At 68.5% G+C, this 24,362-nt stretch carries 20 protein-coding genes and 2 pseudogenes; 12 read left to right on the top strand and 10 right to left on the bottom strand.

The genetic code is table 11. The features are described from left to right. Positions 1 to 3 precede the first annotated feature (3 nt). Genes ABT130_RS12045 through ABT130_RS12025 form a run of 5 tightly spaced genes read left to right on the top strand, consistent with a single transcriptional unit; the run spans position 4 to position 5,789 of the window. On the top strand, positions 4 to 1,230 hold the full coding sequence (locus ABT130_RS12045; RefSeq protein ID WP_350955089.1) for a sugar ABC transporter permease: 1,227 nt from the start codon (positions 4 to 6) through the stop codon (positions 1,228 to 1,230). After that, the gene (locus ABT130_RS12040) at positions 1,230 to 2,717 is read left to right on the top strand and encodes an FGGY family carbohydrate kinase (RefSeq protein ID WP_350955067.1); all 1,488 of its coding nucleotides are present in this window, start codon (positions 1,230 to 1,232) and stop codon (positions 2,715 to 2,717) included. The genes ABT130_RS12045 and ABT130_RS12040 overlap by 1 nt, the downstream gene beginning before the upstream one ends. Further along, complete coding sequence (locus ABT130_RS12035; RefSeq protein ID WP_350955065.1) at positions 2,714 to 4,162, top strand: FGGY-family carbohydrate kinase; 1,449 nt, start codon at positions 2,714 to 2,716, stop codon at positions 4,160 to 4,162. The genes ABT130_RS12040 and ABT130_RS12035 overlap by 4 nt, the downstream gene beginning before the upstream one ends. Next, the gene (locus ABT130_RS12030) at positions 4,159 to 4,773 is read left to right on the top strand and encodes a histidine phosphatase family protein (RefSeq protein WP_350955063.1); all 615 of its coding nucleotides are present in this window, start codon (positions 4,159 to 4,161) and stop codon (positions 4,771 to 4,773) included. Before ABT130_RS12035 ends, ABT130_RS12030 begins: the two co-directional genes overlap by 4 nt. Next, the gene (locus ABT130_RS12025; RefSeq protein ID WP_451935306.1) at positions 4,770 to 5,789 is read left to right on the top strand and encodes a 2-hydroxyacid dehydrogenase; all 1,020 of its coding nucleotides are present in this window, start codon (positions 4,770 to 4,772) and stop codon (positions 5,787 to 5,789) included. Before ABT130_RS12030 ends, ABT130_RS12025 begins: the two co-directional genes overlap by 4 nt. A 421-nt stretch (positions 5,790 to 6,210) precedes the next feature. Here ABT130_RS12025 and ABT130_RS12020 read toward each other — a convergent pair whose 3' ends face one another. From ABT130_RS12020 to ABT130_RS12010, 3 genes are read right to left on the bottom strand one after another with little or no spacing between them, the layout of a single operon-like run. After that, positions 6,211 to 6,417, bottom strand: a complete 207-nt coding sequence (locus ABT130_RS12020; protein ID WP_350955061.1) for a DUF397 domain-containing protein — start codon at positions 6,415 to 6,417, stop codon at positions 6,211 to 6,213. A gap of 43 nt (positions 6,418 to 6,460) precedes the next feature. Further along, positions 6,461 to 6,667: a DUF397 domain-containing protein gene (locus ABT130_RS12015; RefSeq protein WP_350955059.1), complete on the bottom strand. Its 207-nt coding sequence runs from the start codon at positions 6,665 to 6,667 to the stop codon at positions 6,461 to 6,463. Continuing rightward, positions 6,658 to 7,485: a helix-turn-helix domain-containing protein gene (locus ABT130_RS12010; RefSeq protein ID WP_350955057.1), complete on the bottom strand. Its 828-nt coding sequence runs from the start codon at positions 7,483 to 7,485 to the stop codon at positions 6,658 to 6,660. The genes ABT130_RS12015 and ABT130_RS12010 overlap by 10 nt, the downstream gene beginning before the upstream one ends. A gap of 289 nt (positions 7,486 to 7,774) precedes the next feature. On the opposite strand from ABT130_RS12010, the gene ABT130_RS12005 reads away from it, so the two are divergent. Beyond that, positions 7,775 to 8,065 carry a hypothetical protein gene (locus ABT130_RS12005; RefSeq protein WP_350912663.1) on the top strand — a complete coding sequence of 97 codons (291 nt, stop codon included), beginning with the start codon at positions 7,775 to 7,777 and terminating at the stop codon, positions 8,063 to 8,065. A gap of 176 nt (positions 8,066 to 8,241) precedes the next feature. Further along, entirely contained in the window at positions 8,242 to 8,667 is a 426-nt protein-coding gene (locus ABT130_RS12000; protein ID WP_350955055.1) for an ATP-binding protein, read from the top strand. A 31-nt stretch (positions 8,668 to 8,698) separates the two neighbouring features. On the opposite strand, the gene ABT130_RS11995 is transcribed toward ABT130_RS12000, so the two are convergent. The 3 genes from ABT130_RS11995 to ABT130_RS11985 all read right to left on the bottom strand — a co-directional run bounded on the left by ABT130_RS11995 (position 8,699) and on the right by ABT130_RS11985 (position 16,932). Beyond that, positions 8,699 to 9,121 (bottom strand): type II toxin-antitoxin system VapC family toxin, encoded by a 423-nt coding sequence (locus tag ABT130_RS11995; protein WP_350955052.1) that lies wholly within the window; start codon positions 9,119 to 9,121, stop codon positions 8,699 to 8,701. Continuing rightward, positions 9,121 to 9,372 (bottom strand): type II toxin-antitoxin system Phd/YefM family antitoxin, encoded by a 252-nt coding sequence (locus ABT130_RS11990; RefSeq protein ID WP_350912657.1) that lies wholly within the window; start codon positions 9,370 to 9,372, stop codon positions 9,121 to 9,123. The genes ABT130_RS11995 and ABT130_RS11990 overlap by 1 nt, the downstream gene beginning before the upstream one ends. 225 nt (positions 9,373 to 9,597) lie before the next feature. Next, complete coding sequence (locus tag ABT130_RS11985) at positions 9,598 to 16,932, bottom strand: LamG-like jellyroll fold domain-containing protein (RefSeq protein WP_350955049.1); 7,335 nt, start codon at positions 16,930 to 16,932, stop codon at positions 9,598 to 9,600. A 368-nt stretch (positions 16,933 to 17,300) separates the two neighbouring features. Here ABT130_RS11985 and ABT130_RS47770 point away from each other — a divergent pair. Next, positions 17,301 to 17,389: pseudogene (locus ABT130_RS47770) on the top strand (IS5/IS1182 family transposase); the annotation flags it as partial. Positions 17,390 to 17,520: 131 nt separating this feature from the next. Here ABT130_RS47770 and ABT130_RS11980 read toward each other — a convergent pair. Next, the gene (locus ABT130_RS11980; protein WP_350955046.1) at positions 17,521 to 18,432 is read right to left on the bottom strand and encodes a helix-turn-helix domain-containing protein; all 912 of its coding nucleotides are present in this window, start codon (positions 18,430 to 18,432) and stop codon (positions 17,521 to 17,523) included. Positions 18,433 to 18,637: 205 nt separating this feature from the next. Here ABT130_RS11980 and ABT130_RS11975 point away from each other — a divergent pair, with 205 nt between their 5' ends. Both ABT130_RS11975 and ABT130_RS11970 read left to right on the top strand, forming a co-directional pair. Beyond that, the gene (locus tag ABT130_RS11975) at positions 18,638 to 19,618 is read left to right on the top strand and encodes an aldo/keto reductase (RefSeq protein ID WP_350955043.1); all 981 of its coding nucleotides are present in this window, start codon (positions 18,638 to 18,640) and stop codon (positions 19,616 to 19,618) included. Positions 19,619 to 19,713: 95 nt separating this feature from the next. Next, on the top strand, positions 19,714 to 20,118 hold the full coding sequence (locus tag ABT130_RS11970) for a nuclear transport factor 2 family protein (protein ID WP_350955040.1): 405 nt from the start codon (positions 19,714 to 19,716) through the stop codon (positions 20,116 to 20,118). Positions 20,119 to 20,668: 550 nt separating this feature from the next. Here ABT130_RS11970 and ABT130_RS11965 read toward each other — a convergent pair. Together ABT130_RS11965 and ABT130_RS11960 are read right to left on the bottom strand one after the other, a co-directional pair. After that, positions 20,669 to 20,869 (bottom strand): annotated as a pseudogene (locus ABT130_RS11965) (helix-turn-helix domain-containing protein); the annotation flags it as partial. Positions 20,870 to 20,906: 37 nt separating this feature from the next. Then, positions 20,907 to 21,482 (bottom strand): YceI family protein, encoded by a 576-nt coding sequence (locus ABT130_RS11960; RefSeq protein ID WP_350955037.1) that lies wholly within the window; start codon positions 21,480 to 21,482, stop codon positions 20,907 to 20,909. 18 nt (positions 21,483 to 21,500) lie between these two features. Here ABT130_RS11960 and ABT130_RS11955 point away from each other — a divergent pair, with 18 nt between their 5' ends. Further along, complete coding sequence (locus ABT130_RS11955) at positions 21,501 to 21,998, top strand: winged helix-turn-helix transcriptional regulator (protein WP_350955035.1); 498 nt, start codon at positions 21,501 to 21,503, stop codon at positions 21,996 to 21,998. Between the two features lie 236 nt (positions 21,999 to 22,234). Here ABT130_RS11955 and ABT130_RS11950 read toward each other — a convergent pair whose 3' ends face one another. Then, complete coding sequence (locus ABT130_RS11950) at positions 22,235 to 22,816, bottom strand: hypothetical protein (RefSeq protein ID WP_350912649.1); 582 nt, start codon at positions 22,814 to 22,816, stop codon at positions 22,235 to 22,237. 253 nt (positions 22,817 to 23,069) lie between these two features. Between ABT130_RS11950 and ABT130_RS11945 the strand changes: the two genes are divergently transcribed. Next, positions 23,070 to 24,356, top strand: a complete 1,287-nt coding sequence (locus ABT130_RS11945; RefSeq protein ID WP_350955032.1) for a hydroxyacid-oxoacid transhydrogenase — start codon at positions 23,070 to 23,072, stop codon at positions 24,354 to 24,356. Positions 24,357 to 24,362: the final 6 nt, after the last annotated feature.

The raw sequence follows: 24,362 nt of genomic DNA, 5'->3' as shown, positions 1-24,362 counted from the left end.
ACCATGGTCACCACCGATCGCCAGGACGAGCGACTGCGGACACCCGACGGGCTGCGCGGCGCACTCGCCGACGTGGTCGAGCGGACCCGCGGCGGCGACCTTGGCGTGATCCCTGTCGTCGTCGGCCTCGTCGTGATCTGGACCGTGCTCCAGATCCTCAACCCGATCTTCCTGTCCAGCGCGAACCTGGTGAATCTGACACTGGAGTCCGCGGCGGTCGGCGTCATCGCACTCGGCATCGTGTGCGTGCTCCTGGTGGGGCAGATCGACCTGTCGGTCGGTTCCGTCAGCGGCCTCTCGGGGGCGCTGCTAGCGGTGCTGTTCGTCGGTCAAGGGCTCCCCATCTGGCCGGCCATCGCGGTCTCCGTGCTGATGGGCGCGGTCATCGGCTGGGTTTACGCGCAACTGTTCAACCGGTTCGGGGTGCCGAGCTTCGTCATCACGATGGGCGGGCTTCTGGCCTTTCTCGGCCTGCAACTGTACGTCCTCGGGTCCAAGGGGTCGATCAACCTGCCGTTCGACTCCGGTCTGGTGAACTTCGCGCAGCTCGACTTCCTGCCGGCCTGGCTGTCGTACACGCTCGCGGTGATCGCGGCGGGCGGGCTGTTCGCCGGCGGCTTTCTCCACACGCGGGAGCGGCGCAAGGCGGGGTTGTCGTCCAAGAGCGTGTCGATGCTCCTCGTCAGGAGCCTGGCGCTGCTGGTCGTGCTGCTGTTCTTCGTCTGGTATCTCGGCCAGACCCGCGGCGTCGGCGCGATGTTCGTCTTCTTCGTCGCGCTCGTGCTGGTCATGCATTACCTGCTGTCCCGCACCAAGTGGGGCAGGGCCGTCTACGCCGTCGGCGGCAACGTCGAGGCGGCGCGGCGCGCCGGCATCAACGTCAAGGCTGTCTACACCTCGGTGTTCGTACTCTGCTCCTCGTTGGCAGCGGTGGGCGGCATCATGGCCGCCGCGCGGCTGGCCGCGGCGAACCAGAGCAGCGGCGGGGGAGACGTCAACCTCAACGCCATCGCCGCGGCCGTGATCGGCGGGACGAGCCTGTTCGGCGGGCGGGGCACGGCCTTCGGCGCGCTGCTCGGCATCATCGTCATCCAGTCCATCTCCAGCGGCCTGACGCTCCTGAACCTCGACTCCTCGATCAGGTTCGTGGTGACCGGCATCGTCTTGCTGCTGGCCGTGGTCGTCGACTCGGTGGCACGCAAGTCACGTACCTCCCATGGACGTGCCTGATGGCCGTCATCTGCATCGATGCCGGCACCACGGTGATCAAGGCGGTCGGCTACGACGAGGCCGGCGCGGAGGTCGCGGTCGCCAGGCATGAGACCGGGGTGTCCCGGCCCGCCCCTGGCCATGCGGAGCAGGACATGGACGTCGTCTGGGACGCGGTGGCGCGCACGGTCCGCGACGTCGCGTCCCGGCTCCCCGGCCCGGTCGGCTTCGTCGCGGTCACCGCGCAGGGTGACGGCGTCTGGCTCGTGGACGGGTCGGGAGAGCCCACCGGACCGGCGATCCTCTGGAACGACGCCCGTGCCGCCGACCTCGTCGACGCCTGGACCCGCTCCGGCGTGGCCGAGCGCGCCTTCCGGCTCAACGGCTCGTCCAGCGCCTCCGGGCTGCCGCACGCGATCCTGGCCTGGCTGAAGGAGCACGCCCCTGAACGGCTGGACCGCTCGGCCGCCGTCCTGTCCTGCGGCGGGTGGATCTTCTCCCGGATGACCGGCGAGATCGCCGTCGACGAGTCCGACGCCTCGGCCCCGTTCATGGACCTGAGGGCACGCGCCTACTCCCGGGAACTTCTGGACCTGTTCGGCCTCGAATGGGCCGCACGGCTACTGCCTGAGGTGCGCGACGACGCGCATCGGGTGGCGGGGCTGTCGCGGGACGCCGGCGACGCGCTCGGCCTGCCCGCCGGGACACCGGTGGTCATGGCGCCGTACGACATCGTCTCGACGGCCATCGGCGCGGGGGCGGTGGACCACGGCCAGGCGTGCAGCATCCTGGGCACCACGCTGTGCACCGAGACGATCGTGGAAGAGCCCGACCTCGGCGGCGACGCCGTCGGCATCACGATCGCGGCGCCGGGCGGCTACCTGCGGGCCTTTCCGACCTTCGCCGGTGTGGAGATCGTCCAGTGGGCCTGCCGTCTGCTGGGCCTGCCCGGCCCGGCCGCGCTGGGCGAGCTGGCCGCGATGAGCCCGCCGGGTGCGGGGGGGCTGGCGTTCCTGCCCTACCTGTCGCCGGCGGGCGAGCGCGCGCCGTTCTCCGCCCCGCTGGCCAGGGGCTCGTTCCTGGGCCTGACCTTCGAGCACGGCCCCGAGCACGTCGCCCGCGCCGTGCTGGAGGGGCTCACGCTCGTGGTGCGGGACTGCCTGGCCGCCTCGGGCGCCGCCCCCATGGAACTGCGGGTGTGCGGCGGGGGCTCGGCCAGTGACCTGTGGCTACGGCTGATCGCCGACGTCACCGGCGTGCCCGTGTTCCGATCGGCCGATGCGGAGGTCGGCGCCCGGGGCGCCTTCCTCGTCGGCATGGTCGCGACGGGCGCCGCCCCGGACGTCGCGACCGCCACCAAGCGGTTCGTACGGCTCGGCGACGCCTTCCACCCGCAGCCCGGTCCGTACAGCAGGGCCTACGAGGACTTCCTCGCGCTGCGTGCGACCACCGCCGGAACCTGGCCGCTGCTCGCCGAGATGCGCGGCCGTACGGTGGGGTGCCCATGAGCGTCTGGATCGGCATCGACCTCGGCACGCAGAGCGTCCGCGTGATGGCCGTCACCGGGGACGGAAAGGTGCTCGGCACGGCCGCCAGGCCGCTGACCAGCCACCGTGATGGGCCGCGCCACGAGCAGGACCCCGAGCAGTGGTGGCGCCGGCTCGCCGCCGCTACCCGCGAGGCGCTGCGCGACGTTCCCCCCGACGAGGTCAGGGCCGTCGCTGTGGCGGCCACGTCGGGAACGGTCCTGCTCACCGGGCGCGACGGACGTCCCCTCACCCCCGGGCTGATGTACGACGACAGGCGGGCGGCCGGGGAGGTCGAGCGGGTCAACGCGGCCGGGGCGCACGTATGGGAGCGGCTCGGCTACCGCCGCATGCAGCCCACTTGGGCACTGCCCAAGCTCCTCTGGCTGCTACGCGAGGCCCCGGAGGGAGCGCGGCTCGCGCACCAGAACGACTTCGTGAACGGTCGCCTGGTCGGCCGGGAGGTCGCCACCGACCTGAGCAACGCCCTGAAGACCGGCGTGGACCTCATCGAGGAGCGATGGCCGGCCGACATCCTGGACGCGCTCGGGGTGCCTGCCTCAGTGCTGCCCGAAGTGGTACGCCCCGGCACATCCCTCGGGGAGGTCTGCGCCGAGGCGGCCGAGACCACCGGCATCCCGCGTGGAACACCGGTCATCGCCGGCACCACGGACGGCTGCGCGGCGCAGCTCGGCGCCGGCGTCCTCAGGCCCGGAAGCTGGAACTCCGTGATGGGCACCACGCTGGTGCTCAAGGGCTTCGCTCCGGAGCTCATCCACGATCCGCTGGGCGTCGTCTACTCCCACCGGGCACCGGACGGCTCCTGGCTGCCGGGTGGCGCGTCGAGCACGGGCGCGGGGGCGCTGGCGCGCGAGCTGGCCGGTCGCGACCTCGACGCACTGAGCAGGCAGGCCGCCGGCCGTTTCGGCCGTGGAGGCGGCAGGCCGGGCGCCACGACGTACCCGCTGGTCTCGCGCGGCGAGCGATTCCCGTTCAACGCTCCAGGGGCCGAGAGCTTCACGTTGGGCCGCGTCGACGATGACGTCGACCGCTACGCCGCCATCCTGCGCGGCGCAGCGTACATCGAACGGCTGTGCTTTAACTACCTCGACCTGCTCGGCGCCTCCATGGACGGCGAGGTGGTCCTTACCGGCGGGGCCACCCGGAGCACCTACTGGAACCGGCTCAGAGCCGACGTCCTCGGGCGGCCCGTGATCCTGCGGGAGAACGCCGAACCGGCGCTCGGCATGGCGGCGCTCGCCGCGGGCCCGTCCGTGGCGGAGGGGATGATACGCACGCGTGAGATCGTGGAACCGTCCGGGGGAACGGACCTGCACGAGCACTATCTGCGCTTCGTCGATGAACTGGAGGACCGCGGCTGGCTCCCCTCGCACGCGGCCGACCACGCCCGCGAGAGGAAGTCATGACCCAGCTCGTACTAGTACGCCACGGCGAGACCGTGTGGCACGCCGACAACCGTTACGCGGGGAGTAGCGACATCGAGCTCACTCCTCGGGGGCACGCCCAGGCCGCGCAGCTCGCGGAATGGTGCTCCACCGCCGGGCTGGCAGCGGTCTGGACATCCACGCTCAGCCGGGCGAGGATCACCGCCTCGGCCGGCGCCGTCAAGGCCGGCGTCGAGATGCGGGTGGACGAGCGCCTTCGCGAGCTGTACTACGGCCAGTGCGAAGGACTGACCTCCGCGGAGATACATGAACGCTTCCCCGAGGCCCGCACCGCGTTCGAGGTGGATCCCGCGGGGAACCCGTTGCCGGGAGGCGAGGACCCTCACCAAGTGGCCACACGTTTCGTCGCCGCTCTGGACGACATCTGTGCCGCCCATCCTGAGGGGAGGGTGCTGGTGGTAGCACACTCGACGGCCATCAGGCTGGCACTGTGCCGGCTCATCGGGGTGCCGCTCGGTTCCTACAGGCGGCTCTTCACTCGTCTGGGCAACTGCACCGTCACCGAGCTTCGCGTTCGGGACGGGCAGGTCACGATGATGCAGTTCAACTCCCCGATTGGAGCCGTTCGTTGACGATCCGCATCCTCGCTGCGGGCGACCACTTCGTCCAGAATCGTCTGTTCGTCGACGCGCTCAGAGACGAGGTTCCCGGCGACCTGGACATCCGCGAACTCACCCTGCCGTGGCCGATGGAGCCGTTCGGCCGGGTGGCCGAGGTGGACGAGGCGTCCGACGTGGAAGAGCAGCTGATCGACGCACTGAGGGGCGTCGAGATCTGCGTCACCCAGATGGCTCCCCTGACGCGTCGTGTCCTCGACGCCTGCCCCGACCTGAAGCTCTTCAGCGTCAGCCGTGGCGGCCCGGTGAACGCCAACCTGCAGGCCGCCACCGAAGCCGGGGTCGCCGTCACCTTCGCACCCGGCCGCAACGCGGTCGCCACCGCCGAACACACCCTCGCCATGCTCCTCGCGGCCACCCGCCGCATCCCCCAGACCCACGCCGACCTGGCCCGGGGTGAGTGGCGAGGCGACTACTACATGTACGACAACGTCGGTCCCGAGCTGAAAGGCGGCACCGTAGGCCTTGTGGGCTACGGTGCGATCGGCAGGCGGGTGGGACGCATTCTGGAGGGCTTCGGCGCGGAGGTCCTGGTATTCGATCCCTACGTCGCCCTTCCCGGAAAGGTCCCCCTCGACGAGCTGCTGACCCGCTCGCAGTTCGTCTCCCTGCACGCCCGGGCGGCCCCCGAGACAGTCCACATGATCGGCGCCGCTCAGATCGCCCTCATGCCCCGCGGATCCGTGCTGGTGAACTGCGCGAGGGGCTCGCTGCTGGACTACGACTCCCTGTGCGACGCCCTGGAATCCGGCCATCTGTTCGGCGCGGCCCTGGACGTCTTCCCCGAGGAGCCCATCCCCGCCGGATCCCGTCTGCTCACGGCACCCAACCTGGTGATGACCCCGCACCTGGCCGGGGCCAGTAAGGAGACGGCGGTGAAGGCGGCGAGGATCGTCGCGGCGGACGTGGCCCGCTATGTCCGCCACGAGCCGCTCGCCCACCTGGCCAACCCCGTCCCCGTCACACCTTGAGCCTTCAGGGAGCGACCCCCGCCCGGCACCTTCCAGCGAAGGCCACCTGCTCCAGGCGCCAACGGTGCTTCACAAGCAGGACATGGCTGAAGGCCGGGTCAGTGACCCACACCTCGGCCGCGAGCGGCTCCATCGGCCCATGAGACGAGCGGGCCACTCCAGCCGATCTCCTCGGCGTCGTTCGTAGGCCGACCCCTCCAGGTCGTCGCTGATGCGGTGACCGCCCACATCCACCGGCTTCCAGGAAGGGCTGTCGGGGCCGCGAACCACGAATTCTCAGACTTCTATCCCGACTCACTCCGACACCGTTACTGGACGTACAAAACCCCCGACCGGTTGACCGATCGGGGGTCCGAAATGACGAAAGGGACGAAATGCTATTCCCATTGGGGGATAGCCGAAAATGGGTGAATTCCGGCAATCAGCTCAGGTGGTCGAAGTCTCCCGCCTTGATGCCGCTGACGAAGGACCACCATCCGGCAGGGGTGAAGAGCAGCTTGGGGCCGTCGGGGTTCTTGCTGTCACGGACCGCGACAGCACAGGGCAGGTTGGCGGCGACCTCCACACACTGACCGCCATTCGATCCAGAACGGGATGACTTCCGCCACAGGGCGGCACTCAGATCCATCTCTGTCTCCTTCCTGTGGGCGATTCCCCGACTTCCGGAGCGATCAGACCAGGCGGTCGAACTCTCCGGACTTGATGCCACCGACGAAAGAACGCCACCCACCGGGAGTGAAGAGCAGCTTGGCGCCGTCAGGGTCCTTGCTGTCACGAACCGCGACAGCACCGGGCAGGTTGGCAGCGACCTCCACACACTGACCGCCATTGTCGCCAGAAAGCGACGACTTCCGCCACACGGCAGCACTCAGGTCCATTCCCGCCTCACTTCCTCGATCATTTTGAGGGACATGTGTTCAGGGTAAGCCCATCGGCGTATCGCTTCATAGCGGTTCCATATTGAGGTCACATAGATGGGATCGCCCGAAACCTGTCCTTCTACTGAAGAGTCCACATGAATAATGTCGGGCTGCCCACCCGGAAGCTCAGCGATCATGAAAGCGCCCATCATGCCCGATAGGCATTGCCGATCGACGAGCTGAATGGAAACCGTAGGCCGCTGGGCAACCTCCAGCAGATGGCCGAGTTGCTCCCGCATCACTTCTGCACCACCGACTGGGCGACGCAGCACGCCCTCGTCTACGAGGAACAGAAGTAGAGGAGAAACGTCTCTGTTGAGGATCTTCGCTCGCCGCATACGGGTCTCAACGCGTTCCTCCACCTCCTCGGAAGTGATCAGAGGCGCATGGCTGAAGACATGGCGAGCGTAGGACTCCGTCTGCAGAAGGCCCGGAACGAGTAGCGGATCCCAGGACCTCAGGACGAGGGCGACCGGTTCAATCTCCTTAGCCCAGCCGACGAACCAGGTAGGACCCCCGTGGCGGGCGACGATGTGTTGACGCATGTCGGTGAAGTACGTACTGCCGTCGGAGCCGAAGAGCGCGTCGAGGCGTTCGGCGTCGGACTTCGACGGGGTGCGGCTGGCGCTCTCCAGGCGGCTTACCTGGGTCTGGGTGCAGCCGAGGCGTCTGCCCACGGCGGTCTGGGAGAGCTGGGCGGCCTCGCGCAGGCGGCGCATCTCGGCGGCGAAGCGCGCACGGGGGGAGCCAGGGTCCAGGGGGACCTCGTCACTCATCGCATTCCTCCTATAAATAGAGAAAAACGGACTTTCGCCTTATCGGCATGCCGGACCGAGGTATTGCTAAACCACACCCGTCATTCCAGGTCATCCACCGGGGTGCCAATCTGGCCATGAATTCACCTGTCACATGGGCAATCTAAGCACACGCCCTCTCGATTCGACAGGACGAAAAAGAAAGCATCCAATCGCCTTTAAACCAGGGACGAGATGAGTGATGAATGATCAGAACGGCGACCTTTCACGCCTCGGTCGCGCCCGCCGGGGGCATCCGGAGGACAGGAGCGTGACGGCGGTCGAGCGGCGTGCGCGATTCGTTCATCTGACCCGGCTCAGCTGGGATCTGCACGGCCTCGGGGTGTGCACCTCGCTGGTCCTTCCGGTGGCCGGGCAGCCGATTCTGGAGATCCGGTCGGCGACGGGCACGGCACTGGTCAGGATCACGGTCGTCCGGCGCTACTGCGGCTGGGCGTTCGTCTGGCGGCCCTGGTGGGCGCGACTGTGGCAGCGCGGCGAATGGGTCTGGGCGGAGGCCGACAACGCGGCCGACATGATCATGTCGGCGGTGACCGCTTGAGATCCGAACGGGAGGCAACGGAGGAAGAGGACCATCGCCTCAGAGACCATGGCAACGGAGCCTCGAAAACGCCGGGGGAAGAGGACGACTGTCCCGAACACCATGGCAACGGAGCTCCGAAAACGCCGGAGGAAGATGACCGGCGCCCCGGACATCGCGGTAACGGAACTTCAACGATGCCGGGGGAAGAAGACAAACTTCCCGGACATCACGACACGATGCCGTGGGCGGGTGGGCCGTACAGCGCGTGGCGGCAGGTCTTTCCCGGCCGGGTGGCCTCCGTGCCGGAGGTGCGGGTCTGGGCACGGGACCTGCTGACCGGACGCGTCGCGGCCCCGGCGCTCGACGACGTACTGCTCCTGCTGAGCGAACTGGCCACCAACGCGGTGGCCCACTCCGACTCCGGGCGTACCACGGACGGGCGCCTGACCGTCTACCTGGCCCGTACCACCACGATGGTCCACGTGGAGGTCACCGTACGCGTACCGGAGACCGACGACGACGGCGGGCGGGGGCTGTGGCTGGTCGACCTGCTCGCCGCCGAGTGGGGATTCCACCACGACGGAGCGGGCAGGTCGGTCTGGTTCCAGGTGGCGGGGTAGTCTCCGCCATCGGCGCCCAGGTCGGCAGGACTCAGATCAGCACGTCGAACGGGTTGACGACGGACACTCCCGTGCCGGTGAAGTCCTTGATATTCCGGCTGACCAGGGTCCAGCCGTTCACCCGGGCCGTCGCGGCGATCAGGCCGTCCGTCGTGGGGAGCGGGCGGATGGCGTTCAGGCGTCCCCACTCCTCGGCGGCCTCCACGGTGACGGGGACGATGCGATCATCGAATTGCCGCTGAAGGCCGTGCAGCCAGCGTTCCAGCACCGTTGCCTGGTCGGGGTCCCGGCGTCTGCGGAGCTCGACTCCGCAGCGGATCTCCCCGACCGTCAGGCTGCTGATGTAAAGAGTGGGTCCGTGCGCCGCGGCGATCCAGTCCTTGACCTGAGGGCTGCCGTTCCGCTTGCGTGCTTCGAAGACCACGTTCGTGTCGAGCAGGTAGCCGATGCCCATCAGTCGAAATCGACTTCCCGGGGAAGGTCCTGGTTCCGCGGGAACTCCACGTCGTCGTCCCAGTCAGGGTCGGCGAGCAGGAACTGCCCGAAGTCCGGAGCGTCGCCTTTGAGTCGGCGGTATTCGGCGATGTCGATGACGACGGCCACCTCCTCTCCGTGCCGGGTGACCACCTGAGGACCCTCGCTCACCGCACGCCGAACGACCTCACTGAAGCGCTGTTTCGCCTCCTGGACCTGCCACCCACTCATGGACATCACCCTGTCTAGTCTGTCTAGACTTAGAGTAGCTCCAGTTCAGAGTGTGTACGGCAGTTGCCTTCCCGATTCCTTTCAGGTTGAGGGGGCGGCGGAGCGGGCTATGGACGTCGCGCCGTAGCGGCTGGACTTCGGCCGAATGCGTTCGCGGTCGCGGGTGCGGCCCGGCGTGATCATGTCATCGCCGGGCCGCACCCGCTGAGTGCTGGAAGGCGCGGGTCAGTCCTGGAGGCCGTAGTAAGCAATCAGGTAGTCGATGACCTCGGCGGCGTGCGGCAGCAGCTCGGGCAGGTGCTTGGCGAGCGCGACCCGGGTGGCGTTGGCGAGTTCCGAACTGCTTGCCGTGGCGGTGCGGGTGTAGGGGGCCAGGCGTTGGATCAGTTCGTAGTTGCTGGCGATGTTTTCGGAGCGCATGGCGCGTTCGATCGGGGGGGCGCCCGGGGCCGGGATGGGTGGGAGGAGACGGCTGATGAAGGTGACGCGGTGCATGACTCGCCAGCAAGGGGGTTTGGCGGTGCTCTGGCGGGTCTGGCGTAGGGCGGAGGCGTCGGGGGCCGCGCTGTTCGAGAGCCAGATCGGGTCGACGACCTTGTTGAAGAAGTCGTCGAAGTTGGCGCTGCTCTCGCCCAGGTAGAAGGTGAGGAAGCGGTAGGCGTCCACCTTTCCGGGGACGAGGATGGGCTTGCCCTGGGGGGTGAAGGCGGGTTTGCCGTTGTCGTAGCGTTGCAGGTCGCCGGAGGGGGCGCAGTCGACGGTGAGGCCGAAGGTGCGGCTGACGTCCTTGGCGCGGGAGCGGGTCACGGAGGTGCTGCCGCCCAAGGAGGCGTCCATCTCGGCGGTCATGCCGGCGCCCTCGACCTTGAGGCCGCCCTCCATGCCGAAGCCGAACTTGCCCTTGAAGCTGTAGGAGCCGTTGTGGGTCTGGGTGACGGCGTCGGTGGCCTGGGTGGTCTCGGCGAAGAAGCCGCCCTTGGCCGTCCAGACGTAGGTGTTGACCAGGTCGCGGTGGGAGTAGCCGCTGGGGGCGGAGTTGCGGCCGGCGTCGCGGTCGCCTCCTGAGGGAGGGTCGGCGGTCACGCCCATTTTCCGCAGGAGCTTCTGGGCCTGCGCGTGCGTCGGATCGGGGACGTGGGTCTCGGTGGAGATGGACTCGTAGTAGGCGCGCAGCCGCTGCTGGTCGCGGATGATGCGGCGTTTGAGCGAGTGCGCCTCGACGGGCTTGTAGAAGCTGTGGTAGCCGTAGGTGCCGGCGGCGGGGTAGTCGGGGTCGCGGACCTTGCCGTTGTCGTCGAAGCCGACCGTGCCGTCCAGGGTGCCCTGCTTGGTGTAGCGGGGGTTCACCGGGAAGGAGATGATGTTCCAGTCTTTGGGGATGTCGGGGTTGGCCACCATCCGGTAGGCGACCAGGGCGCCGGTGTGGGCCAGGCGCAGGGAGAAGATGTCGGCCGTCTCCGACTGCACCAGCGCGAAGCCCGTATTGGCGGGCACGTAGCGGCGGCCGACCGCGGCGTTGAGCAGCTGGGTGGGGTCTTCCAGGTAGCCGGTGAGCCGCAGTTTGGCGGCGCGGGTGGTGTTCTGGCCCTGGGAGAGCTTGGTCTCCTGCGACCAGGCGTTGGAGAACTCCAAGTTCAGCGAGTACGAGTTCTTGTAGGTCACCTCCATCATCGGCCTGGCGACCCCGGCGCCCATCGGTGCGGTGATCATCATCACTTTCGCGTTCAGTTCGCCGGTGAACTTCGCCTTGTAGGAGGCGTCGACACTGCTGTTGCGGTTGGAGGACATGCTGTAGGAGACCTGGTCGGCCTCGGTGAACTCCACCGTGGAGGCGCCGGCGAAGGAGTTGGCGCCGGTCAGGTTCTCCGACGGCACCGGCGGGGCGCTCTCGATGTAGCCGATGAGCTGCGGGTCGAACTGGGCCTGGCCCACCCACTCCGAGACGAGGTTGCCGACCTTGTAGCCGGTCACCAGGTGCCAGCGGCCCTGGCGCAGGTAGCCGTAGCAGCGCTTGAGCACGCCGAACGGCTCGCCCTTGACGGTGTGCTGCATGTCGGCGTACTCGCCGACGGCCGGGGTGGCGCTGATCATGTCGTGGAAGGGGGTGCGGATGGCGGCCAGCGCGGAGCGTACCTGGGCGGTGTCGGTGGCGATGGGGGCGTTGGAGAGCATCGGGCGCGGGCGCGCGGCGGGAAAGCCGAGGTGGTTGCCGCGCAGTCCTTCGTCATAGACCTGCGTGGCGGTGAGGGCGGTGGAGTCGCGGTCGAAGGGCCAGTAGCCGATGAGGTCCTTCTTGTCGCCCTTGAGGCGGGTGAAGAGGTTGTCGAGGATCTGTTCCCCGGTGCGTGCCGTGCGCCAGAGGCGGACCTCCTCCAGCATGCCGCTGAACGGCTCGGTCACCGCGCCGGCGGCCAGCCGGGCGGCCAGGCTGAGCTGCCGGTCGCCATAGTCGACCGGGGTCGTGACGGGTTCGGTGACGAGCGGCACGCCGTTGCGGAACAGGCGGAACGGGCTGGCGATCGGATCGGGGTCGCGCACCCACTGGGTGCCGCGCAGGCGCGCCGGGTAGGAGCCGTCGGCGGCGAGGGTGACGTTGCCGGTGTTCTCCTCGAAGGCCCAGCGGGCCACCAGCCCCTTTTCCCGCCTGGTGACCGGCTGGCCGATCTGGGCCGCCTCGCGGGCCGTGTTCCACAGGCGCACCTCGGCCAGCACGCCGGAGAACGCGGTGCCGGACACCGTCTTGCCCATGGTCAGGATGCTGTCGTTGCCCTGGGCTCCGGGGCCGGTGTAGCGCTCGGCGCCGGCCGGTTGCCCGTCGATGTAGAAGCGGATGTCCGCCCAGGTCTGGGTGTCCGGCGGGGTCGTGGCGGTGGTGGAGGTCTCCGTCTGGCGGCCCTTGCGCACGACGGCCACCCGGTGGAAGGCCTGCGCGGCGATGGCGCGGGTGGAGGTGTAGCGCACGACCTTGCCGTCGGGCTCCTCGAAGGCGAACTCCAGCTTGCCGTCGGGCCGCACGCTGAGTTGGTACGGCACACCGCCGGAGAGGTACAGATCTCCCTTGGAGACCAGGCCCATGGTGCCGCCGAGCCGATCGGCCTGCAGGAACACCTCCAGGGTCAGGTCCTCGGCCACGTTCAGCGCCTCGTCCTTGGCCACCTCCAGGTGGGCTTTGCCGTCCAGCCGCAGGGCCCAGGACTGCCGGAAGGCGGCGGCCAGGTGCGTCCACTCGCCGCAGGGGAAGGTCTCCTGGCTGCGGAAGACGCGGTTGCCGACCCCGGCCACCATCCGGTAGCCCTTGATCGGGGAGGCCGCGGCCGACGAGCCGGGGAAGGTCCAGTAGCCCAGCAGGCCGGGCTCGCGGCCCGACAGCCGCTGGTTGCGCTCGCTGCTGATCTCGTACGGGGTGCGTATGCGGTTGAAGACGCGTACCTCGTCGATCTGGCCTGCCAGGTAATGGCCGGCGAAGGGCTTGACGCCCAGGAGCAGGGGGCCGCGCCCGGTGTAGGGGGCGTTGGAGGCGCGGCGGCCGACCTCGTTGCCGTCGATGTAGAGGATCTGGGTGCGGGTGGCGTGCTCGTACACCGCCGCCCAGTGGTGCCATCCCAGGTCCGTGGAGCCCTGGGCGACGTAGAGGTCATCGCCGTAGAAGCTGAAGCCGTAGCTGGTGTTGTCACCGTTGATCTGCAGGTGCAGCGTCTGGTTCTGCCCTCCGCTCAGGTTGCCGTGGATCAGCAGCGGCTGCGTGTTGGTCTGCCCGGGGTCGCGCCGCGCCCACAGCTCGACCGTGAAGTCCCGCTCGGCCAGCTCGATGGTCTTGCTCAGTTCGAGGAATTCCGATCCGTTGAACACCTTCGCGGTGTTCAGCGGGGCGTCCGCGAGCGACAGCGTGTACTGCGACTGGCCGCTGTTGGCGTGCAGGATCCTGGCCCCCGCGCCCGTCATGGACGAGGCGTTCACCCAGGCCTCCATGGTCAGGTCGCCGGGGGTGGTGACCTGCTCCAGCTGGGCGGCGGGCAGTGTCAGGTGCTGCTGGCGGCCGTCGAAGGAGTAGGCGCGGCCGGGCATCTCGCCGCGCCAGCGGCAGGCGTGCCCGGTGACCAGGCGTTTGGCACTCCCGTTCGCGAGGGAGGTGACCGTGCCCGCGGTGAGGAGGACCAGGCGCGAACCCGCCGACAGCGGCACTCCGGGACGGGCGCAGGTGGCCCGCTGGTAGTCGTAGACGGCCAGGGTGACCAGCGCGCCGGGTGTGATCGTCTGCTTGACGGCGGTCAGGGTGAGGCTCTTGGCGCCGACCGCGTGGTCCGCGTCGGCGCTGTAGCCGTCCGAGCCGATCATGATGTGGGCGGCCTTCGGCACGACGGCCGTCAGGGGCTCGGTCAGCTCCACCTGCGTGCCGTTCACCTTGGCCACCGTGCCGAGCCTGACGGGCTCGCCCAGGGCTCCGGCCAGCACCGCGGTCAGCCGGTCGGTGTCGCGCGGCAGCGAGCGCCAGGTCTCGCCGTCGCGACCGCCGGAGATGGTCAGGTCGCACCGGCCCGGCGCGTCGCCGTCGGTCACCGTGATGGTGAGCGCGCCGAGGTCGAGGGCCGCGTCGCGGGCCGTGAAGACGACCGCCTCGCCGTTGACGAGGAGTTCCTGGGTGGAGGGGACGACGAAGGTGTCGAGGTAGGCGGCGAAGAACTGGTCGTTGACGCCGTGGAAGTAGAGCACGACATTGCCGGTGGCGCTGTCCAGCAGGGCGGGCGCGTCGTTGCAGCGGGCGAAGGCCAGCAGGGCGCCGGCGCAGCTCAGCCCGGTGCGGTCCAGGGTCAGCAGTGGCATGGCCACCGTCAGATCGGTCGCGCCCTGGGCGCCGCCGGTCTTCAGGGCGAGCTCGTTGCGCGCCGTGTCCAGGTCGACCAGTTTGGCGGCCAGTTCGCGGCGGAGCACCGGCAGTTTGATCTGCGCCGTGCGTGCCTCCTCCAGGGCGATGCGGGCCTTGTCGAGCGCGATCTGCTCGTTCTTCAGGTCGATGTCGACGCCGTTGAGCATGCTGACGGGCACCATCTTGATCAGCCCGGAATCCTGCGTCAGGGCCGCCTGCGTCTGGACCACGGTGCTGCCGGTGCCCTCCGAGGAGACGGCGAGCCTGCTGTTGAGGTTGATGAGCCTGATGTACTCGCCGTTCTTCTCCATGGCGAACTGCGAGGGGGCGCCGCGCGTGCCACGCTGCTGAACGATCCACGCCATGTCGGTGGTGGCCGCGCCGGCCACGCCCATGAGGCAGTCCGACAGGAGATTAAGGATGTGGTAGGTAGGGTTGCCGTTGTAGGTCACGCTGCCATTGCGTATGAACAGCCACAGGCTGCTGGGTGAGTTGAAATCGGGGTTTCGCACCAGCTCCGCGCCGTCGTCGGTGCGGTCGCTCCTGATCGCGATGGTCGGCCGGGTGGGCGACCCCTTCAACTCCAGCCGCCACCGCCAGGCCGCCAGGTTGCCCTTGGCGTCGTCGACGATCCGCTGGAGGCTGGCGACCTGGGCGGCCTTCGCGTCGTAGGCGCTCTGGAGCGCGGGCATGTTCCCGGCGGCCTTGGTCAATCGGTCGATCTCCCGGGGCAGGTCCAGCACCTCACCCTCGAGCGTCTTGATCTTCTGTTCCAGCGCGGCGATCGCGTCCAGGTCCTGGCTCTGCTTCGGGCGGTCGATCAGCGGCAGGTCCAGGATGTCGGGCACCTGGGCCAGCCGTCCGTCCCGGCCCACGCCGAAGTCCACGGTTGCCACCTGGCCGCCGGAGTCGGCGGCGGCCTTGGTGGTGAGGGCGAGCAGTAGTCGCGCCTGGCGCTTGGCCGGTTTGGCGGTGGTGCCGTACCCGACGGCGGCGGACTGCTGCTGGTGGTAGAGGGCCGCGGCCATCCCGGAGATCACGGTCCGGCCCGCGATGGAGAAGCTGTCGCGGCGCACGCCGGGGTGGTCGCCCACCTGGGCCTGCGAGCCCACCCACTGCACGCCGCCGCGGAGCGTTCCATTGAGAGCGCGGTCGCTCTGGTCGTAGGCGGTCGTGCCCGACCCCTCGTCGAAGCGGTAGTACGCCACCAGCCCCGACTCGTTGCCGATCAGGCGATGGCCCAGCTCCCGCCTCAGCTCCTCGGTCGTACGGGCGCGGTCCCAGAGGCGTACCTCGTCGATCTCGCCGTTAAAGAACTTGCCCGGCTGCCCCGCGGTGCTCTGCGCGCCGATCAGGACCGGTGCGGCCTGGTCCGCCTGGTACGGCAGGCTCACGCTCTGGCTCGCCCGGCCGTTGACGAAGACGGTCGCCTTGCTTCCGTCGTAGACCCCGGCCACGTGGGTGTACTCGTTCAGCGAGATCGGCTCGACCGAGGCCACCGACCAGGGCGCGCTGTTGTGGGCGAGGAACACCGTGCCGTTCGCGTGCACCCCGAGCCGGCAGGCCGCGCCCTTGGCCAGCACGGTCCCGTCGAAGGCCGACGGCTTGATCCACGCCTCGATCGTGTACGGCCCGGCGCCGAACTGGAGCGCTCCAGGAGTGCCCAGGTCCACGTGCCCGGCCGTGCCGTCCAGCAGCAGCGCGGTCTCCGCGTGCCCGGCGACGCCCGCCACCGGCACCAGATCCAGGCCGGTGAAGGGGCACTTGCCGGGGGCGCGCTCGAAGACGGCGTCGCGGTACTTGGGGTCGGGGCTGGTGTAGTAGCGGGTGCCCTGGGTGTTGAACCCGCCGTCGGCGTCGCGCTCGACGTTGAAGCAGTCGACGCGGCCGGTGGCGTCGTTGTGCGCGAAGAGCTGCCAGCGCCACATGTCGTTGATCGCGGTCGGCACCATCACCGCCGCGAACCGCCCGCCGCTCAGGTTGCGGATGAACGACAGCTCCTTCGTCGGCTCGTAGAACGGCCGGTTCTCCATGTCCTCGGTGCCCAGCGTGTCGTTGGAGGAGTCGGGCCGCGTGGCGTGGCGGCTGCGCCGGTAGCGCACTTCCAGCACCGGCTTGAGCTTGCCGTCCACCAGCAGGAACCGGTCGCACAGCAGCGTCTCGCGCACCAGCGGCACCTTGGCGCCGCCGCTGAGCACGTAGTCCGTCCTGGCCGCGTCGCCGGAGCAGCCGCCGCCGGTCAGCTTGTGCACCGCGTCGGCGTGGGCGGCCCCGATCGACTGCCGCAGCACCACCACGTAGGTGCCGTCCGAGATCACCTGGAACGGGACCGCCGCCGACAGGCGCGCGGTCGTGGATAAGAACGTGTCGATCTCGTCGGGTTCCAGTTGTTCGGCCGCCCCCGCCTCGATCCGGCCGCCCCGCTTGACCGTCGGCATCGCCGTCGCGCCCGCGATGCTGTAGCCGACCTCGGTGATCTCGCGCGAGAACGGCAGCTCGGCGGGGTTGTCGGCCCAGTACGCGGCGTCCGTCTCCCCCTTGGCCGCATCCTGCCTGGCCAGGTCCAGGACGTTGTAGACGATCCGGCGCGCCGAGTCCATCGCGAACGCCACCGTGATGCCCTGGTGCCGGACCATCGCCACATGCGCGTACGTACGATCGCTGTAGACCTTGAGCAGGGAATCCTGAGCCGCCATAGCCACCTCCGTGAGCTGAAGTCCACTCACACTGACCCCGATCGCATTTCGGATCAATGCGGTCACGGCGACCGCATTCGGCCATCTTCATCGCTTTATCTCCGCCCCCAGCGGGTATCGCGCCTCGCGGCGGTGAAATGGCAGCGATCCCGTTCGGGCGGCTTCTGAGAATGACCGGTTCTCGGAAGTACCCTCCGGTGGTGACTTCCGGGAATCCAACTCCGGCCGGGTCACAATCCCCGCCGGCAACTTCCGAGAACACGGAGACCGGAACGGGCGACGTTCCCGCCAAACGGTGCAGGTCATGGCAGGGGCCCACGGCCAGGTGTCGACATAGGACGAGGCTCCCGGTAAGACAGCAGTCGACCAAGATGCGCTGTTGCCCCGCCGAGCGACCGCGATCGTGCAGGCCATCCTCGTCCTACACCACGTCGAGAACCCGATCTACCGAGGATGAAGAACGCTCACCGATCATCAGACAGCCCTTGGTTCTTGATCTTCTTCCCTGGACAAGAGGAATGATCAATCAAGGGCTGTCCCCATGGTCAGCCGGGGTCGATACCGACCGGCCGCAGGTTAAAGATCAAGTTAGTCCTCGGGGTTCTGGCCGCGTGTTCCTGCTGTCGGGTTGTTGTTCCGTTGGTTGTCGGCGTTCCAGCTGGCCAGGAGGCGGATCGCGTCGGCTTCGGGGGTGCCGGGTTGGGGGGCGTAGACGGTGAGTATCTGGTTGGAGGCGGCGTCGATGCGGAGGGTCTCGTAGGGCAGTGTGACCTCGCCGATGAGGGGGTGCCGGAAGGTCTTCGTGCCGGTTCGGTGGATTCGTACGTCGTTGGTCGCCCAGCGCGTCCGGAATTCTGTGCTGCGGGTCGCGAGTTGTCCGATCAGTTCGGTCAGGTCGGGGTCGTCGGGATGGCGGCCGGCCTCGATGCGCAGCATCGCCACGGTGTCGGCTGTGATCCGGTCCCATTCGGGGAACAGGTCTCGGGCCCTGGGCTCGTCGAGGAACAGGAAGCGGGCGCTGTTCGGCTGTCCGGGCAGGTCGTACATCGGTGCGAGGAGTGCGCGCCCCAGTGTGTTGACCGCGAGGATGTCGAACCGGCCGTTGAAGACCATTGCGGGTAGGTGGTCCATCGAGTCGAGCAGCACCCGGATTCCGGGGGTGACCAGGTCCTTCGCCGCGCCGCGGTTCCGTTTGCGGGCTGCGGGGGTCAGGGCGGCGAGCAGCCGGTCGAGGTGAGCGCGTTCGTCATCGTCTAGACGCAGGACGCCGGCGACGGCGTCGACGACTCCGGCGGAGGGCCCGGTTGCCTGGCCGCGTTCGAGCCGCACGTAGTACTCCGGGCTGACCCCGGCGAGCAACGCGACCTCCTCCCTGCGCAGGCCTTTCACCCGACGGCGGGTGCCCTGCGGAGGAAGGCCGGCGTCCGTTGGGGTGACCCGGGCGCGGCGGGTGGTGAGGAACTCGCGGACCGCCGCCCGTGCGGCCTCCTTCTCGTCCATGAGATCAAGGGTAGGCCCGGCCCGCGTCCCGGAAGGGGTCCCTGTGAGTACCCCTTTTCGCAGTGCCTGTCGAGATGTGGTGAACCGATGTTGGCTGGATGTCGGCGAGATCGAGATCGGCGCCCGGATGCCGTGGACGCCGTCCCTCGCCGCTTCCCTCTGACGCACCTTCCTTCGACACTCTCGACGAGAAACGAGTTCTCTGATGCAGCACGCCATGCTGGGGAGCCTGCGGGTTTCCCGGATCGGCCTGGGTGCCATGTCCATGGCCGGCACCCTCCTCTCCGGCGGCGGCCTGGACGACGCTGAATCCATCCGCGCCATCCATCGCGCGCTCGACCTCGGCGTCACCCACATCGACACCGCTGAAAGCTACGGCCCGTACCACAGCGAAGAGATCGTCGGTCAGGCGCTGGAGGGTCGGCGCGACCAGGTCGTCCTCGCCACGAAGTTCGGCATCCTGTCCCATGCCGGGGATGGAACCGGCCTGTTCGACAGCAGTCCGGCCAACATCCGCACCGCCGTCGAGGGCTCCCTGAAGCGCCTGCGCACCGACCGGATCGACCTCTACTACCAGCACCGGGTCGACCGGAACACCCCCATCGAGGAGACCATCGGCACCGTGGCCGAGCTGGTCGCCGAAGGCAAGGTCCTGAGCATCGGCCTGTCCGAGGCCTCGCCGGACACGATTCGCCGCGCCCACGCCGTGCACCCGATTGCCGCGTTGCAGACCGAATACTCCCTGTGGACCCGCGACGTCGAGACCGAGCTGCTGCCCCTGCTACGCGAGCTGGGCATCGGCCTCGTCCCCTACGCGCCACTCGGGCACGGGTTCCTGACCGGCCAGATCCGCACGCCGGAGGAGATCCCCGACGGCGACTGGCGCAAGACCAATCCGCGCTTCATCGGCGAGGCCTTCTACCAGAACCTGCAGCTCGTGGAGGAAGTACGGAACATCGCGGCCGAGGTCAGTGCCACCCCGGCACAGATCGCGCTGGCCTGGCTGGTGGCCCAGGGCGGGGACATCGCCCCGATCCCCGGCAGCCGGCGAGTCGCTCGCGTCGAGGAGAACACCGCCGCCGACGGCGTCATCCTGACCGCCGACCAGTTGCAGCGGCTCGACACCCTCACGCCGGCCACCGGCGCCCGGCACGACGACTTCAACGAGTCCACGATCGACCGCTGAACCAGCAGCAACGCGTGTGCCGCATCCAGCCCGAACACCGCACCCCAACGGGGGTTCTCGACGCACGAGAGCCTGCGCCTCAAAGGAGAAACGCCATGTCCGCAGATACCTCATTGACCGAGAAGAACCGCGCGATCGTCGAAGCCATGTTCGCAGCGGCGAACAGCGGCGACGTCGAGGGAGTCTTCTCCTACCTGTCCGACGACGTCGCGGTCATCGAGCCGGCGTTCCTGCCCTTCGGGAAGGCCTACCACGGCAAGGACGAATTCCTCGCCCTCGCCCAGATCCTGCCTAACTACCTCGACGTCTCCAAGATCACGGTGCACTACACCATCGCCGACGGCGACCGCGTAGCGGCGTGCGTCGGCATCACGGACGTCGCGACGGGGGAGCTGACCCAGTTCATCGAGCAGTTCACCATCAAGGACGGCAAGATCGTCGAGAATCGGATCTTTTACCACAACGTCGGCACCCTGATCGACCAGCCCAGGGTCGTGTAGCGCACGCTCAAACCCGCTGATCGCCTCCAGCGTCCCCTCACCCAGTAGTCGAACGCTCGGCGTGCTCGAAATTTCCGGGCTGTCCGGGGAGGGCGAGCGCGCACGCGAGAAACTCTCGCTAACCCTCGCCAAGCTGGAGCGGACCGCCACGCGCTTCGTAGAGCGGCGCGATGCCCGGCGTTCTACGAAGCGCGTGGCGGTCCGTAGAGCGCCGGGCATCGCGCCATGCAATGACCGATGGACCCGACACATCGAGTCCGCCCGTTTCGTCGGTTAGAAAGAAGGCGTCGTGAACAACACTCTCATTCCGTTCATCCGTGAATTCGCCAAGGCGCCAACCGTTGTCGCATCGGTGATACCGAGCGGCAAAGCTCTCGCCCGGCAGATGACATCACCGATTCCGTCAATGGGGCAACCGGTCGTCGTGGAACTTGGCTCCGGCACAAGTGCGTTCAGCCGGACGATTCAAGAGCGACTCGACGGGCGGGGGTGGCATATCGCCCTCGACATCAATGAGCGTTTCACCGCCCTGTTGACCGAACGCTTCGCCGGCCTCCAGTTCGTCGGCGGCCGCGGCGAGCAGGGCAACGGCCTCGCGGACATACCGCCAAGTGGTACTGACACCGATCTCGAATCCGAAGGCCAGACGAGTGTAGGTGTCACCGTTGCGCAGATGGGCCAGAGCGAGCAGGGCTTGCCGGCCGGGGTCGAGATGCCGCCATCTTGATCGGCACTGTTCACGGTGGCGGCGGGGGGTCGAACTCTCCGGCCCATGCCCGGCCTGATCCTTATGCCCCCGTGCGAGCGGCTTCGATCTCCAGGACGATGTCCACCTTCTCCCCCAAGGCCATGCCGCCGCCGGGGATGGGCCCGTTGTAGCTGACGCCGAAGTCCATGCGGTTGATCTCGCCGGTCGCGGTGAACCCGGCGCGGCCGCCCCGGAAGGGCTCGGCGGCGAAGGGGTCCGGGCCGAAGCCGTTGACCTCCAGCTTCAGTGACACCGGCCGGGTCACGTCCTTGAGTGTGAGCTCGCCGTCCACGACGTGGCCGCGGCCGTCCAACCGGATGGCCGTGGAACGGTACGACATGGTGGGGAACTTCTCGACTTCGAGAAAGTCGGCGGAGCGCAGATGCGCGTCGCGCTGGGCGTTGCCGGTGCTCACCGAGGCAAGGTCGATGGCCGCGGTCACGCTGGACCCCAGGGGCTCCGCCGCAGTGGTGATCGTGCCTTCGACCCCGGTGAAGTGGCCACGCACCTTGGCGATCATCAGGTGACGTACGACGAATCCCACGTAGGAGTGGGCCGGATCGATGGCCCACGTCGCGGCCAGGTAGCCCGGGATCTCGACAACTTCGGCTTCCATGATGTCTCCTTAGTCTTGATGAGTAACTCAGTTCTTGAAAGTGACCTGATCTCTGTTCGGAACTGGCTCTATGCTCAGTCGCCGCGTCTCATCGCACAAGAAGGCACTTTTTCCTTGCTCGGTTCACCGGAGGTAACCATGGGCGCACCGTCCTCCCGCACACCGGCCGCCTGCCGCGCCCGCGAGATCCTCGACCGGGTGGGAGACAAGTGGTCGCTGTACGTGATCTCGAAGCTAAGTGTGGGGACCAAGCGGTTCACCGAGCTCAAGCGCGAGATCGACGGCATCAGCCAGCGCATGCTGACCGTCACCCTGCGCGAGCTGGAGCGGGACGGCATCGTCTCGCGCACCATGTACCCGGTGATGCCGCCCCGTGTCGATTACGCGCTCACCCCGTTGGGCCACACCCTGGTTGAGGCCGTCCACGGTCTCGTCAGCTGGGCGGAAGAACATCTCGACGAGATCGACGCCGCGCGCACCACCTACGACACACGCGCCGAGCAGGTATTCGGCTGATCACTCCCCGCCCGCGAGCTCACGGAAGTCGATGAGGGACGGCGGCGGCAGCGGCAGGTTCTCCGGGCCGGGTGACCGCCACCTGGCCCGTACCACCACGATGGTCCGCCGCGAGCACGCCCGCCGTACGCGTACCGGGGCCCGATGGCGACGGCGGGCGGGAGTTGTGGCCGGTCGGCCTGCCCGTGATCGAGGGGCGAGCAGGCCGGTCCGGTTCCAGGTGGCGGGTCTGACGGTCAGTTGTCCCAGACCGCGTTCTTCAGGATGGTGGCCAGGCCCGGGGTGGCCCACTGGTCGACGATGAGGATCTTCGACTGGGGCAGGTACCACTCACGCTGGTTGAACGTCGACTTCTGCTCACCGCCGGTGTACGTCACGCACCGGCCGGGCCACACCCGGTAGTGCGCCTTGTGGGCCACCCCGATGTTGCGGTAGCCGACCGCGATCGCCTTGCCGAGGACCTGGCCGTACTTGGGGTTGGTCGCGCAGGGCACCACGTCGGACGCCGGGTAGAACGGCCCCTGGTCGGGGTTGTAGCGCCCGAAGCCCTCGGCGCCGGTCTTGAGGGCCTTCGGCCCGATGACCCAGAAGCTGTCGCACCTGGGCTGGAAGTAACCGCCGTTGGGCCGCGCGCAGGCACCGGTCACCACCCGGACCTGGTCCGCGGTCCCGTACACCCGCCAGGAGTTCGGGATCTCCAGCGTCAAACCGCCGCGCAGCCGGAGCAGCGCGGTGGAGGAGCTCGCGGACGCGGGAAGCTGGGCCGCCAGCACGACGGCTCCGGCGACAGCGGTCACCGCGATCATTCTTTTCATCATGGCGGCGATGCTAGTGAGGACGACTTGCCGTTTGCATGCATTCCTCTTGCCATGAGGGCAGATATCACCACTTGGGGTGCCGTCTGGGAACGTGTCGGCAATCGTAGAAGTCGGTACCAAGACCGTTCTGACCTCGCCGGGAAGATCAGCGAGATCCGGGGTCGGCAGGCGGAGAAATGGGCATCAAGTGTCACGGAGTACCTCTTACGGCTCTCCCGTGACATTCCTAAGATCAGCGAGAGAGGAGCCGGGCGTGTTCAGTGCTCCGGGCAATCCTGAGTCCGTCTTCACCTACGGCGCCCCCGCCCTGAAGTTCGGCTCCGGTGCCTCGGCCGAGATCGGCTTCGACCTCGGGCAGTACGGCGTCCGGCGCGTCCTCGTCATCACCGACCCCGGGGTGGCCGCGACCGGCGCGCCACAGCGGATCGCCGAGCAGCTCTCCGGGTTCGGCATGGAGGCGAGCGTCTACGAGGGCGTGCGCGTCGAGCCGACGGACGAGAGCCTGCTGGCGGCCATCGAACACGCCCGCGCCTCCGGGCCGTGGGACGCCTTCGTCGCCGTCGGGGGCGGCTCCAGCATCGACACCGCCAAGGCGGTCAACCTGCTCACCACCAACCCGGGCGAGCTGATGGACTACGTCAACGCGCCCGTGGGCGGCGGCCTGGCCCCGTCCCGGCCGCTCAAGCCGCTGGTCGCGGTGCCCACGACCACCGGAACGGGGTCCGAGAGCACCACGATCTGTGTGCTCGACGTGCTCGACCTGAAGGTGAAGACCGGGATCAGCCACGCCCGGCTCCGCCCGGTGCTGGCCGTCGTCGACCCCGACCTGACGATGACCCAGCCCGCCGGGGTCACCGCGGCCGCCGGGATGGACATCCTCTGCCACGCCCTGGAGAGCTACACCGCCCGGCCGTACACCTCATACGAGCGCAAACGCCCCGAGGAGCGGGTGCCCTACTGCGGTTCGAACCCGGTGGCCGACATGTGGTCCGAGCGCGCCATCGCGCTGCTCGCGCAGTCCTTCCGCACCGCCATACGCGACGGGGACGACGTCGAAGCCAGGGGACGGATGGCGCTGGCGGCGACGTTCGCCGGACTGGGGTTCGGCAACGCGGGCGTGCACATCCCGCACGCCAACGCCTACCCGATCGCCGGGCGGGTCAGGGACTTCCACCCCGAGGGCTACCCGGCGGGCGAGCCGATGGTGCCGCACGGCATGGCCGTCGCGCTGACCGCTCCCGAGGCGTTCAGGTTCACCTTCGAGGCGCAGCCGGAGCGGCACCTGCGCGCGGCCGAACTGCTCGACCCGTCCGCCGCCAGGCCCGACGACCTTTCCGAGTACCTGCCCGGCGTGCTGACCAGGCTGATGCGCGACATCGGCCTCCCCGGCGGGATCGGCGGCGTCGGCTACACCGAGGCGGACGTCCCCGCGCTGACGGAGGGCGCGATGAAGCAGCAGCGCCTGCTCAGCACCGCCCCCCGGCCGGTCACCGAGGACGACCTCACCAAGATCCTGACCCGCTCCATCGTCCTCTGGTGAAGGGGA

This window comes from Streptosporangium sp. NPDC001681 (assembly GCF_040298085.1).
Classification (GTDB): domain Bacteria; phylum Actinomycetota; class Actinomycetes; order Streptosporangiales; family Streptosporangiaceae; genus Streptosporangium.
Note: the sequence above shows the minus strand (reverse complement) of the source record. Positions and strands in the feature narration are given on the sequence as shown.

What these genes read in the sequence shown, in the direction of transcription:
- ABT130_RS11980 (WP_350955046.1), bottom strand. Translation starts at nt 18,432, where the DNA reads ATGGACGAGAAGGAGGCCGCACGGGCGGCGGTCCGCGAGTTCCTCACC.
- ABT130_RS11950 (WP_350912649.1), bottom strand. Translation starts at nt 22,816, where the DNA reads ATGATGAAAAGAATGATCGCGGTGACCGCTGTCGCCGGAGCCGTCGTG.
- ABT130_RS11970 (WP_350955040.1), top strand. Translation starts at nt 19,714, where the DNA reads ATGTCCGCAGATACCTCATTGACCGAGAAGAACCGCGCGATCGTCGAA.
- ABT130_RS11960 (WP_350955037.1), bottom strand. Translation starts at nt 21,482, where the DNA reads ATGGAAGCCGAAGTTGTCGAGATCCCGGGCTACCTGGCCGCGACGTGG.
- ABT130_RS12045 (WP_350955089.1), top strand. Translation starts at nt 4, where the DNA reads ATGGTCACCACCGATCGCCAGGACGAGCGACTGCGGACACCCGACGGG.
- ABT130_RS11990 (WP_350912657.1), bottom strand. Translation starts at nt 9,372, where the DNA reads ATGAGTGGGTGGCAGGTCCAGGAGGCGAAACAGCGCTTCAGTGAGGTC.
- ABT130_RS12035 (WP_350955065.1), top strand. Translation starts at nt 2,714, where the DNA reads ATGAGCGTCTGGATCGGCATCGACCTCGGCACGCAGAGCGTCCGCGTG.
- ABT130_RS11985 (WP_350955049.1), bottom strand. Translation starts at nt 16,932, where the DNA reads ATGGCGGCTCAGGATTCCCTGCTCAAGGTCTACAGCGATCGTACGTAC.
- ABT130_RS12040 (WP_350955067.1), top strand. Translation starts at nt 1,230, where the DNA reads ATGGCCGTCATCTGCATCGATGCCGGCACCACGGTGATCAAGGCGGTC.
- ABT130_RS12015 (WP_350955059.1), bottom strand. Translation starts at nt 6,667, where the DNA reads ATGGACCTGAGTGCTGCCGTGTGGCGGAAGTCGTCGCTTTCTGGCGAC.
- ABT130_RS12000 (WP_350955055.1), top strand. Translation starts at nt 8,242, where the DNA reads ATGCCGGGGGAAGAAGACAAACTTCCCGGACATCACGACACGATGCCG.
- ABT130_RS12030 (WP_350955063.1), top strand. Translation starts at nt 4,159, where the DNA reads ATGACCCAGCTCGTACTAGTACGCCACGGCGAGACCGTGTGGCACGCC.
- ABT130_RS12010 (WP_350955057.1), bottom strand. Translation starts at nt 7,485, where the DNA reads ATGAGTGACGAGGTCCCCCTGGACCCTGGCTCCCCCCGTGCGCGCTTC.
- ABT130_RS11955 (WP_350955035.1), top strand. Translation starts at nt 21,501, where the DNA reads ATGAGTAACTCAGTTCTTGAAAGTGACCTGATCTCTGTTCGGAACTGG.
- ABT130_RS11995 (WP_350955052.1), bottom strand. Translation starts at nt 9,121, where the DNA reads ATGGGCATCGGCTACCTGCTCGACACGAACGTGGTCTTCGAAGCACGC.
- ABT130_RS11975 (WP_350955043.1), top strand. Translation starts at nt 18,638, where the DNA reads ATGCAGCACGCCATGCTGGGGAGCCTGCGGGTTTCCCGGATCGGCCTG.
- ABT130_RS12020 (WP_350955061.1), bottom strand. Translation starts at nt 6,417, where the DNA reads ATGGATCTGAGTGCCGCCCTGTGGCGGAAGTCATCCCGTTCTGGATCG.